This window comes from Dactylosporangium darangshiense, assembly GCF_039537565.1.
Taxonomy (GTDB): Bacteria; Actinomycetota; Actinomycetes; order Mycobacteriales; family Micromonosporaceae; genus Dactylosporangium; species Dactylosporangium darangshiense.
This window is the reverse complement of sequence record NZ_BAABAT010000027.1, coordinates 101698-112189: the sequence shown is the minus strand read 5'-3', so window position 1 is coordinate 112189 and position 10492 is coordinate 101698. Positions and strand designations below refer to the sequence as shown.

At 74.7% G+C, this 10492-nt stretch carries 12 protein-coding genes and 1 pseudogene; 8 read left to right on the top strand and 5 right to left on the bottom strand.

Features of this window, described 5'->3' with window-relative positions; genetic code table 11:
• Genes ABD901_RS37200 through ABD901_RS37185 form a run of 4 tightly spaced genes read left to right on the top strand, consistent with a single transcriptional unit; the run spans position 1 to position 3944 of the window.
• On the top strand, positions 1 to 1149 hold the full coding sequence (locus ABD901_RS37200) for a DUF6986 family protein (protein ID WP_345134449.1): 1149 nt from the start codon (positions 1 to 3) through the stop codon (positions 1147 to 1149).
• The gene (gene allB / locus ABD901_RS37195) at positions 1146 to 2453 is read left to right on the top strand and encodes an allantoinase AllB (protein ID WP_345134447.1); all 1308 of its coding nucleotides are present in this window, start codon (positions 1146 to 1148) and stop codon (positions 2451 to 2453) included. Before ABD901_RS37200 ends, allB begins: the two co-directional genes overlap by 4 nt.
• A complete protein-coding gene (gene alc / locus ABD901_RS37190; RefSeq protein ID WP_345134445.1) occupies positions 2450 to 3418 on the top strand; it encodes an allantoicase in 969 nt (322 codons plus the stop codon). The genes allB and alc overlap by 4 nt, the downstream gene beginning before the upstream one ends.
• A 10-nt stretch (positions 3419 to 3428) precedes the next feature.
• The gene (locus tag ABD901_RS37185; protein WP_345134443.1) at positions 3429 to 3944 is read left to right on the top strand and encodes a flavin reductase family protein; all 516 of its coding nucleotides are present in this window, start codon (positions 3429 to 3431) and stop codon (positions 3942 to 3944) included.
• Here the strand turns inward: ABD901_RS37185 and ABD901_RS37180 are convergent.
• Genes ABD901_RS37180 through ABD901_RS37170 form a run of 3 tightly spaced genes read right to left on the bottom strand, consistent with a single transcriptional unit; the run spans position 3917 to position 5869 of the window.
• Entirely contained in the window at positions 3917 to 4324 is a 408-nt protein-coding gene (locus tag ABD901_RS37180; RefSeq protein ID WP_345134441.1) for an SgcJ/EcaC family oxidoreductase, read from the bottom strand. The two genes, ABD901_RS37185 and ABD901_RS37180, sit on opposite strands and share 28 nt — an antisense overlap.
• A 49-nt stretch (positions 4325 to 4373) precedes the next feature.
• Entirely contained in the window at positions 4374 to 5354 is a 981-nt protein-coding gene (locus tag ABD901_RS37175; protein WP_345134439.1) for a sigma-70 family RNA polymerase sigma factor, read from the bottom strand.
• Positions 5351 to 5869, bottom strand: coding sequence for a GNAT family N-acetyltransferase (locus tag ABD901_RS37170; RefSeq protein WP_345134437.1), 519 nt, complete (start codon positions 5867 to 5869; stop codon positions 5351 to 5353). Before ABD901_RS37170 ends, ABD901_RS37175 begins: the two co-directional genes overlap by 4 nt.
• Before the next feature lie 78 nt (positions 5870 to 5947).
• Between ABD901_RS37170 and ABD901_RS37165 the strand changes: the two genes are divergently transcribed.
• From ABD901_RS37165 to ABD901_RS37150, 4 genes are read left to right on the top strand one after another with little or no spacing between them, the layout of a single operon-like run.
• A complete protein-coding gene (locus tag ABD901_RS37165; protein ID WP_345134435.1) occupies positions 5948 to 6292 on the top strand; it encodes a YciI family protein in 345 nt (114 codons plus the stop codon).
• Positions 6289 to 7560, top strand: coding sequence for an RNA polymerase sigma factor (locus ABD901_RS37160; protein WP_345134433.1), 1272 nt, complete (start codon positions 6289 to 6291; stop codon positions 7558 to 7560). Before ABD901_RS37165 ends, ABD901_RS37160 begins: the two co-directional genes overlap by 4 nt.
• 29 nt (positions 7561 to 7589) lie before the next feature.
• Positions 7590 to 7976: an SgcJ/EcaC family oxidoreductase gene (locus tag ABD901_RS37155; RefSeq protein ID WP_345134431.1), complete on the top strand. Its 387-nt coding sequence runs from the start codon at positions 7590 to 7592 to the stop codon at positions 7974 to 7976.
• Positions 7973 to 8713, top strand: a complete 741-nt coding sequence (locus tag ABD901_RS37150; protein ID WP_345134429.1) for an SDR family NAD(P)-dependent oxidoreductase — start codon at positions 7973 to 7975, stop codon at positions 8711 to 8713. Before ABD901_RS37155 ends, ABD901_RS37150 begins: the two co-directional genes overlap by 4 nt.
• Before the next feature lie 23 nt (positions 8714 to 8736).
• Here ABD901_RS37150 and ABD901_RS37145 read toward each other — a convergent pair.
• Together ABD901_RS37145 and ABD901_RS37140 are read right to left on the bottom strand one after the other, a co-directional pair.
• A pseudogene (locus ABD901_RS37145) lies at positions 8737 to 9099 on the bottom strand (ATP-binding cassette domain-containing protein); the annotation flags it as partial.
• Positions 9100 to 9421: 322 nt separating this feature from the next.
• Positions 9422 to 10483: a methyltransferase domain-containing protein gene (locus tag ABD901_RS37140; RefSeq protein WP_345134427.1), complete on the bottom strand. Its 1062-nt coding sequence runs from the start codon at positions 10481 to 10483 to the stop codon at positions 9422 to 9424.
• Positions 10484 to 10492: the final 9 nt, after the last annotated feature.

Here is a 10492-nt window from a genome sequence, read left to right as displayed (position 1 = left end):
ATGGCACTGACCCAACGCGACCTCGAGGAGCTGGAGGCCAACGCGGAGCACGTTGCGCCGTTTGTTGTTGAGCGCCCCCAGCGCCAGCCGGTGCACACCGTCTACGTGCCCGCGGACAAGTTCTCCGCCGAGACGCCGGGGGAGTGGGCGACGGCCGCGCGGACCCTGGTGCGCGACCACGGCCGCCCGCCGTTCCCCGACGACATCGTCGAGCTGGTCCTGGCCAAGCTCGTCCTCGAGCCGATCGAGGACCTGCGGGTCGACTTCGAGGACGGCTACGGCACCCGCCCCGACGAGGAGGAGGACGCGCACGCCGCCGCGGCGGGCGCGGCCCTGCGCGAGTATCGGCCGCCGTTCTTCGGCCTTCGCGTGAAAAGCCTCGAGCCGGCGACGGTACTGCGGGCAGCCCGCACCCTCGACGCCTTCCTCGGCGCCCTCGGCCCGCCGCCCGCGGGCCTGCGGATCACGTTCCCGAAGGCGGGCTCGGCCGCGTACGCCGACGCCGCCGTCCTGCTGTGCCGGCAGCTGGAGCACGCGCACGGCCTCGACGAGGGCCGGCTGCGCTTCGAGCTGCAGGTCGAGACCCCGCAGGCGATCCTCGGCCCGGACGGGCGCTGCCCGCTGCCGGAGATGATCGCCAGGGCACACGGCCGCCTCACCGGCCTGCACTACGGCACCTACGACTACAGCGCCGCGATGGGCGTCGCCGCCGGCTACCAGAGCCTCGAGCACCCGGTCGCCGACCACGCCAAGGCCGTCATGCAGGTCGCCGCGGCCGGCACCGGCGTCGCGGTCAGCGACGGCTCCACCAACGTCATCCCCGACGGCGCCACCGACGATGTCCACCGCGCCTGGGCCCTGCACGCCCGCCTGGTGCGCCGCAGCCTGGAGCGCGGCATCTACCAGGGCTGGGACCTGCACCCCGGGCACCTGGTGACCCGCTGGGGCGCGACGTTCGAGTTCTACCGCGACGGCGTGGAGGCGGCAACGCTCCGCCTCGGGCACTACCTCGGCCGGCGGGTCCGCGGGCACCTCGACGAGCCGGCCACCGCGCGGGCCATGGCCGCCTTCCTGCTGCGCGGCCTGTACTGCGGCGCGCTGCAGCCCGGCGACGTCCGCCACCCGATCGAGGTCCTGGAGGCGCTGTGACGTTCTCGCTGCGCTCGCGGCAGGTGTACCTGCCCGGCGGCCCGCGCCCCGCGACCGTCACCGTGGACGGCGGCCGCATCGCCGCCGTGTCCGACCACGACGCCCCGGTTGCGGGCCCGGTCACCGACCTCGGACCGCTCAGCCTGCTGCCGGGCCTCGTCGACACGCACGTGCACGTCAACGAGCCCGGTCGTACCGAATGGGAGGGCTTCGCCACGGCCACCCGCGCGGCGGCCGCCGGCGGTGTCACGTCCATTGTGGACATGCCGCTGAACTCGCTTCCCCCGACCACGAGCGTCGCCGCCCTGCGCGAGAAGCAGGCCGCCGCCCGCGGCCAGTGCCACGTCGACGTCGGCTTCTGGGGCGGCGCCGTGCCCGGTAACGCCGCCGAACTACCGGCCCTGCACGAGGCCGGCGTGTTCGGCTTCAAGAGCTTCCTCGTCGACTCCGGCGTGCCCGAGTTCCCGCCCCTGGACCGCGCCGGCCTGGCCGAGGCGTTCGCCGCCGTCGACGCCCTGTTCATCGTCCACGCCGAGGACCCGGCCCGCCTCGGCGCGCTGAGCGCGTCGCGGGCCTACGCCGAGTTCCTGGCCTCCCGCCCGCCCGCCGCCGAGGTGTCGGCCGTCGACACCGCGCTGGCCGTCGCCCGCGAGAGCGGCACCCGCCTGCACATCCTGCACCTGTCGGCCGCCGACGCCCTGCCGGCGTTGCGCCGCGCCCGCGCCGACGGCATGCGCGTCACCGCCGAGACCTGCCCGCATTACCTGGTGCTGGACGCCGCCGCCGTCCCGGACGGCGCGACGGAGTTCAAGTGTTGCCCGCCGATCCGCGACGCCGGCAACCAGGACCGCCTGTGGGGCGGCCTCGCCGACGGCACCATCGCGATCGTCGTGTCCGACCACTCGCCGTCGACCCCGCAGCTCAAGCGCCGCGACATCGGCGACTTCGCTGCCGCCTGGGGCGGCATCGCCTCCCTGCAGCTGGGCCTGCCGGCCGTGTGGACCGCCGCCCGCGAGCGCGGCTTCACCCTCGCCGACGTGGTGCGCTGGATGTCGACGGGCCCGGCCCATCTGGTCGGCCTGCACCGCAAGGGCCGCATCGCCCCCGGCGCCGACGCCGACCTGGTCGCCTTCGCGCCCGACGAAACGTTCGTCGTCGACCCGGCGGCCCTGCACCACCGCCACCCCGTCACCCCGTACGCCGCCCGCGAGCTGTCGGGTGTGGTCCACACCACCTGGTTGCGCGGCACCGTCGTCGCGGACGAGCCGACGGGTGAGCTCCTGCTGCGCGAGGATGTGCTGTGACCTTCACCGACCTGCCGGACCTGGCCTCGCGCGCCCTGGGCGGCGGCGTCGTCGACGCCAACGACGAGTTCTTCGCCGCCCGCGACAACCTCGTCAACCCGGAGCCTTCCCAGTTCGAGACGTGGACCTACGGCCCCAAGGGCAAGGTGTACGACGGATGGGAGACCCGCCGCCGTCGCACGCCCGGCCACGACTGGGCGGTGGTCCGCCTGGGCGCCCCCGGCATCGTGCGCGGCGTGGTCGTCGACACCGCGCACTTCACGGGCAACTACCCGCCGTTCGTCTCCGTCGAGGGGTGCGCGGTCGACGGGCACCCGGACCCGTCGGAGCTCGGCGAGTGGGCCGAACTGGTGCCGAAGTCCGCGGTACAGGGCGACACCCGCACCGCCTTCGAGGTCACCCACCCGTCCCGGGTGACCCACGTGCGGCTGAACATCTTCCCCGACGGCGGCGTCGCCCGCCTGCGCGTGCACGGCACCGTCGCACCCGACCCCGCGCTGCTGTACGGCCTCACGGCGGACCTCGCCGCCATGGAGCTCGGCGCGACGGTGGTCGACTGCAGCGACATGTTCTACGGCTCACCCGGCAACCTCCTCCTGCCCGACCGCGCCCGCCAGATGAGCGAGGGCTGGGAGACGGCGCGCCGCCGCCGGGAGGGCAACGAGTGGGTGCTGATCCGCCTGGCCGCCCCCGGCCGCGTCGTGCTGGCCGAGCTGGACACCACCCACTTCAAGGGCAACGCTCCTGGCGCCGCCTCCCTGCGCGCCACGACCGACGACCCGGCGTCGCCGTCCGCGGCGTGGTTCGACCTGCTCCCGCACACCCGCCTGCAGCCCGACACGCGACACCGCTTCCGCCTGGACTCTCCCGCCGAGGCCGCGTACGTCCGCCTGGACATCTACCCCGACGGCGGCATGTCCCGCCTACGCCTCTTCGGCGAGGCCACCCCGCATACCCGCGGGTAGCGTGGTTCCGGTGACCCTAGCCGCCATAGATTCGGGCCTGTTCCGCCGAGTCCTCCGCCGGCACGCCGCCGCCGTGGTGGTCGTCACCGCACCCGGCCCGGCCGGTTTCACGGCAACGTCGTTCACATCGGTCTCGCTGGACCCGCCGCTGGTCTCCTTCTGCGTCTCCCGCACCGGCTCGGCCTGGCCCGCCGTCAGCGCCGCCCCGCTGGTCGCGGTGCACGTCCTGACGGCAGACCAGGAGCCCGTGGCCCGCATCTTCGCGACCCCGGGCATCGACCGGTTCGCCGCCCATGAGCCGCTGGGCACCTGGCACGAGTCACCCGACGGCGTCCCCCTGCTGGACGGCGCACTGGCGATCCTGATCTGCCGGGTGGAGAACCAGTTCGAGGCCGGCGACCACACGATCGTCGTCGCCTCCCCGATCGACGCGGCCCATCACGACGACGCCGAGGCAACTCCCCTCGTCTACCACGACGGCGAGTACGTGGCCCTGGGTCAGGGCGCCAGCACCGGGCTGTTGTGATAGGCGGCGATCAGCCACCGCCCGTCCCGCTTCTCGAACACCCAGGTCGCGTTGACCTTGCGCCGGTCGTCCGGGACCTCGGTCTCCCCGGCGAACAGGATGGCCGACTCGCTGATGACGATCGCGGCGTCGCGCCCGACGAAGCGGATGCCGAGCTGCTTGTTGTAGGTCGAGCTGCCCTTGAGCGGCCCCTCGAAGCCCAGAGCCATGCTCTGGCGGATCACGTCACGGCTGTCGCGGAGCGAGCCGGTCATGATGGCGGTCGCATCCTCGGTGTAGTCGGCGACCATGCCGTCGGCGTCGCCGGCCTCCCACGCCTTGTAGGAATCGACCAGCACGGCCTGGATCGCGGCCTCGTCCTGCGCACGACTGTGCGACATCGGATCTCCCTTGTGAGCGGCTCGCCGGGGTGTTCCGGCGAGCTCGCCACTACATACCGGCGGCGGGGCCGGAACTCATCGCGGCCGCCAGAGCGAAGTTCGCGAAGACCTCGGCATCCTGGAACACCGAGTTGCGGCTGATGCCCTCGGCCGTGACGGTGAAGATCTGCAGCGTGTGCAGCTCGTACGCGTCACCGACGCGCCGATAGGCGGCGAACCCGGGCTGGCCGCCGTTGGCCGCGACCTGCTCGAGCCGCCAGTCCGTCCCGGCCGCCCCGAAGACCCAGTCCATGAACAGGCCGTAGTTGCCGCGGCCGGCGAACCAGTTGACCATCGGCGGCATCTCCATGATGACGTCCTCGGTGAGCAGCCGCTTGAGGCCCTCGACGTCGGCGAGCTCGAACGCGTTCATGTAGCGCTCGACCCAGGCGCGCTGCTCGGCCGCGGACGGCTCGCTGACCCGATCCTGGCGGACCCCGGCCTCCTGCATGCGGGCGCGCGCCCGCTGCAGGGAACTGTTCACCGACACGACGGTGGTGCCGAGGATCTCCGCCGTCTCGGACGCGGAGAAGCTGAGCACGTCACGCAGGATCAGCGCACCGCGCTGACGCGCCGACAGGTGCTGCAGGGCGGAGACGAACGCCAGGCGCAGGCTGCTGCGGTCGATCACGACCCCGGCCGGGTCGCCCGCGTCCAGCAACGAGTCCGGCAAGGGCTGGAGCCAGGCGTGCTCCGCCCGGACGAGCGGACCGAGCGGATCCGACGCGGCGACCAGCCCCGACGGCAGCGGGCGGCGGCCGCGGACCTCCAGGGCGCTCAGGCAGGCGTTGGCCGCGATCCGGTAGAGCCAGGTGCGCACCGAGCTGCGGGCGTCGTCGTACTGCTCCCGCGCCCGCCACGCCCTCAGGTAGGTCTCCTGGACCAGGTCCTCCGCGTCGTGAGCCGAGCCGAGCATCCGGTAGCAGTACGCCAAAAGCTCCGCGCGGAACGGTTCGAGCAGGCGATCGAAGCCCTCTGCCTTCGTCGTCACACCCCACGCCCCTGCTCCGCGGCCGCCGGCACCGCCAGGTCCATCACCGGTCCGGCGTGCAGCGTGAACCCGAGCCGCTCGTACAGCGGCAGCCCGTCCGAGGAGGCACGCAGCGTGACGCGCGGCACACCTTGCTCGCCGAACCAGCCGAGCAGCGCGGTGAGGCACGCCCTGGAGTAGCCGCGCCGCCGGCAGTCCGGGTCGGTCGCCACGTTGAAAACGTACCCGAAGAGCCCGCCGGGATTGCCCGGCGACCCGAGCCGCTCCTCGACGACGCCGGTCGCGCACGCGGCGAGCCCCGCCCCGCCGGGCCGGTCGACCACGAACGCCGCGATGGCGGCGTCGGGGCCGGTCAGCCGGCGGCGCAGCGACTCGATCGCCCGCTCGGACCACGCCCCGGGCTCCACCGGCGCGCCGTCCATCGCCGCGAGCATCACGATCCGCAGCCGCACCAGCTCCTCGGCGTCGTCCGGTCCGGCCCGCCGCGCCGTCGTGCCTCCGAAGTCGATCGTCACGGCCGCGAACGTACCGGCCGGCCCGGGGATCGGCACGTGGATTTGTCCAAACGCCGCGACCTCGTGCGTCATAGAGATATGGACTACATGCTGCTGCTGTACGCCCCCGAGACCGACGAAGCCGGCGAGCGGGAGCGCTGGGGCGAGATGCCGCTGTGGCTGGAGGTGACGGAGAGCCTCCGCGCCGCCGGGGTGCTGATCGCCAACGGGCCGTTGAGCCCGCCCCGCAGCGCCACCACCCTGCGGGTGCGCGGCGGCGCGGTCGAGCTCACCGACGGGCCGTTCGCCGAGACCCGGGAGCACCTGGCCGGCTACTACCTGCTGCGCTGCGCCGACCTGGACGAGGCCCTGCGCCACGCGGCCCGGCTGCCCATGGCCCGATACGGCGCGATCGAGGTGCGACCCATCGCGGAAGTCCCGTGACCGAGGACGATGCGCGGGGGGCGGTGGCGCGGGCGTTTCGTGAGGAGCGGACGTCGGTGCTCGCCACCCTCATCCGCCAGACCGGCGACTTCGGCCTGGCCGAGGACGCGGTGCAGGACGCGTTCGCCGCCGCGCTCGTCACGTGGCGGCGCGACGGTGTGCCCGACCGGCCCGGCGCCTGGCTGCTCGTCGCCGCCCGCCGCCGCGCGATCGACCTGGCCCGCCGCTCCCGCTCCCAGCACGAGCGCGCCGCCCGCCTGGCCGCCTCCCTCGACCCCGACGCGCCCGCGGAGGAGCCCGACCCGATCGGCGACGACCGGCTGCGGCTCATCTTCACCTGCTGCCACCCCGCGCTGGACCTCCCGGCGCGGGTCGCGCTGACCCTGCGTACCGTCGGCGGGCTCACCACCGGCGAGATTGCGCGCGCATTCCTCGTCGCCGAGCCCACGATGGGCAAGCGCCTGGTGCGGGCGAAGCACAAGATCGCCGAGGCCGGCATCCGGTACCGCGTCCCCGAGGCCGACGAGCTGCCCGCCCGCCTGCGCGGGGTGCTGCGGGTCGTCTACGTCGTCTTCACCGCCGGCTACGCCCCCGCCGACGGCGACCGGGCCGTGCGCGCCGAGCTGTGCGCGGAGGCGATCCGCCTCGGCCGGCTGCTGTGCGAGCTGCTGCCCGCCGAGACCGAGGCGTGGGCGCTGCTGGCCCTGATGCTGCTGCACGACGCCCGCCGCGCCGCCCGGACCGATACCGACGGGCGCTTCGTGCCGCTGGACCGGCAGGACCGCGGCCGCTGGGACCGCACCCGGATCAGCGAGGGCCTGGCGGCGCTGCGCCGCTCCGATCGGCCCGGGCCGTACCAGCTGCAGGCCGCCATCGCCGCGCTCCACCTCGCCGAGCGCACCGACTGGGGCGCGATCGCCGGGCTGTACGACCGGCTGTGCGAGCTCGGGCCGTCCCCGGTCGCCGAGGTCTCCCGCGCCGTCGCCGCCGGGTTCGCCGACGGCCCGGCGACCGGCCTGGCCCTGCTCGAGCCGCTGCTGGCCGCCCCGGCGATGCGGGACTACCAGCCGCTGCACGCCGCGCACGCCGAACTGCTGCGCCGGGCGGGCGACCGCGCCGGTGCCGCGGCGGCGTACCGGCGGGCGATCGAGCTGACCGGCAACGCGGTCGAGCGCGCCGAACTGCTCCGCCGCTACAACGAGGTCCAGAACGATGATGTCCAGAACGATGATGTCCAGAACGGCAGTGCGCCCGCGACGGTTCGGTGAAGGTACTTCCCGTTCGCGAGGAGCAACGCATGTCAGCACCATCACCGGCCGGCCTGGTCGAGGCGGTCGCCAGGGCCTGGTCGGACGGCGACGCCGAGGCGTTCGCCGCACACTACGCGCCGGACGCCACCGCGATCCTGCCCGGCTTCCACCTGCGCGACCGCGCCGGCATCCAATCGGCCATGGGCGAGGCGTTCACCGGGCCGCTGCGCGGGTCCCGCCGCGTGCACGAGATCCTGGCCGAGCGCCGCTACGGCGCCGACACCGTCGTCCTGGTGACCCGCAGCGCCACCGTCGCCGCCGGCGAGGACGAGCCGGCGCCGTCGGCCTGGTCCCTGGCGACGTGGCTGCTGCGCCTGGACGGCGACGGCTGGCTCGTCGCGGCGTACCACGACTGCCCGGAGGCGGCCCGATGAACGGCCTGGCGGGCCGGGTGGCCCTGGTGACCGGCGGCAGCCGCGGCATCGGCGCCGCCGTTGCCCGGCGCCTCGCGCGCGACGGCGCGGCCGTCGCGCTCACCTACGCGACCAACGCGGCGAAGGCGGAGGAGGTGGCCGGGAAGATCCGCGCCGACGGCGGGCACGCCCTCGTCCTGCAGGCCGACAACGCCGACCCGGCCGCGCCCGTCGCGGCGGTCGAGTCCGTCGTCGAGGCCTACGGGCGGATCGACATCCTGGTGAACAACGCCGGGGTGTACCACGGCGGCCCGCTCGACGCCGTCACCCTCGCCGACGTCGAGCGCATCCTCGCCGTCGACGTGCGCGCCGTGTTCCTGGCCGCACAGGCGGCCGCGCGGCACATGGGCGCCGGCGGGCGCATCGTCACCATCGGCAGCGCGCTGACCGAGCGCGTGCCGGCCGAGGGCATGACGGTGTACGCGATGGCGAAGTCGGCCCTCGTCGGGCTCACCCGGGGCCTCGCGCGCGACCTGGGCCCGCGCGGCATCACGGCCACCCTCGTGCACGGCGGCCTGATCGACACCGACATGAACCCGGCCGACGGGCCGGCCGCGGCCACGTTCAGCGCCGTCACGGCGCTGGGCCGCTACGGCACCCCGGACGAGATCGCCGCGGCGGTGTCCTACCTCGCCGGCGACGACGCCCGCTACGTCACGGGCACGGCGCTGACGGTCGACGGCGGCTTCGCCGCGTAACCCGTTGCTGCAGGCGGCCGGCGTCAGGCGGTGTAGCCGGTCGCCTGCAGCTCGAACAGCTCCGCGTAGCCGCCGCCGGAGGCCATGAGCTCGTCGTGGGTGCCGTGCTCGGTGATGTGGCCGTCGCGCAGGACGTAGATGTGGTCGGCGTGGCGTACGTTGGCGAGCCGGTGCGTGATGAGGACGGTGATGCGCTCCGGCGCGCCCGCGCGCAGCGCCGCGAAGAGGGCGTGCTCGGCCCGGGCGTCCAGCGCCGCCGACGGCTCGTCGCAGATGAGCACCGGGGCGTCGCGGTAGAACGCGCGGGCGGCGGCCAGGCGCTGCCACTGCCCGCCGGAGAGGTCCTGGCCGCCGCGGAAGTTGCGCGACAGCAGCGTCTGGTCGCCAGCAGCCCGAAGGCCGTGGCGACGGCGGTGCACATTGAGCACGAGCGCGAAGAGGGTGTCGCGCCGGCTGGCCTGCCAGGCCAGGGCCACGGCCTGCCGGATGATCCGCGGCAGGCGGCGCGCCATCGCGCTGAACCGGACGTTGGCCATCGCGACGCTGTGCGAGTCCCAGCCGGCCGCCTTCAGCTCGGGGAGCTTCGCCATCGACGCCTCCTCGCTTGCTGGGCGAAGCGTAACCCGGCGCCAGTGACGCGAATGGGGGTCGCGTACCCCGTTCGGGGCGGATGTCGCCTTTCTGCTTGCCGGCCCGGCGCCGCCCCCGCTAAGCGGCCGCGAGGCGGTAGAAGCGCCAGAAGTCGTGCTCGATCGGCAGCGTCGCGCACGAGCCGAAGCCGGCCTCGGCCGCCCACCCGTGCACCGTCGGCGCGCGCAGCACCGTGCCGGCCGCGTGCGCCGGGGACTCGGCCATCGTCGCCGGCAGGCAGTGCAGGACGCTGAAGGCGTACTGCAGCCGCTCCTCCACGCCGGTCTCCGTGCCTGCGAACGCGTCGGCCACCTTCTCGTCGGCGACCAGCGGCGCCCCGCCCGGCGCCAGCCGCGCCCGCGCGGCCCGCAGCGCGCCGACCGGGTCGCCCATGTCGTGCAGCGCCTCGAAGATCGTGATGAGGTCGAACGGCCCGTCGGCGGCCGCACCCGCGTCCGCGTGGACGAACGTGACCCGGCCGGCGAGCCCCGCCTCCGCCGCCGCCGAGCGCGCCGCGGCCACCGAAGCCTCGTCGAGGTCGACGCCGAGCACCGCCGCGCGCGGGAACCCGGCCGCCATCGCCAGGGCCGACGCGCCCGCGCCGCAGCCGAGGTCGAGGATCCGCGGCACCGCGGCCGTGCGCAGCCGCTCCACGATGTCGGGCAGCGCCGGCAGCCACTCGGCGACCAGCGCGTGGCGGAAGCCGGGCAGGTTCATCGCGGCGATGCCGTCGCGCGTCAGCGGACCGTAGGCGGCATACGGCACGCCGCCGCCGCTGCGGTACGCCGCCGCCAGCTCCGGCACCGCCTGCGCCACGCCGGCGAACACCGTCACCAGCCCTACCCCGGACGCGGGATGCGCCGGGTCGAGCAGCACGTCGGCGGCGCCCTCCGGCAGCCGGAAGCGGCGCCCGTCCGGGTCGTCGCACACCACGTACCCGGCGGCGGTCTGCTGCTCCAGCCACTCCCGCGCGTAGCGGGGCGCGATGCCCGCCTCGCGCGCCAGGTCGGCCTCGGTGGCGCCCGGGCGCTCGTGCAGGACCCGGTAGAGGCCCAGCTGCAGGCCGACGTGCACGGTGAACAGCTCGAGCCCGGCGGTCAGCTGGCCGAGCAGTCGGGTCGTCAGGTCTTCGTCAGTCATGCGTCCAGC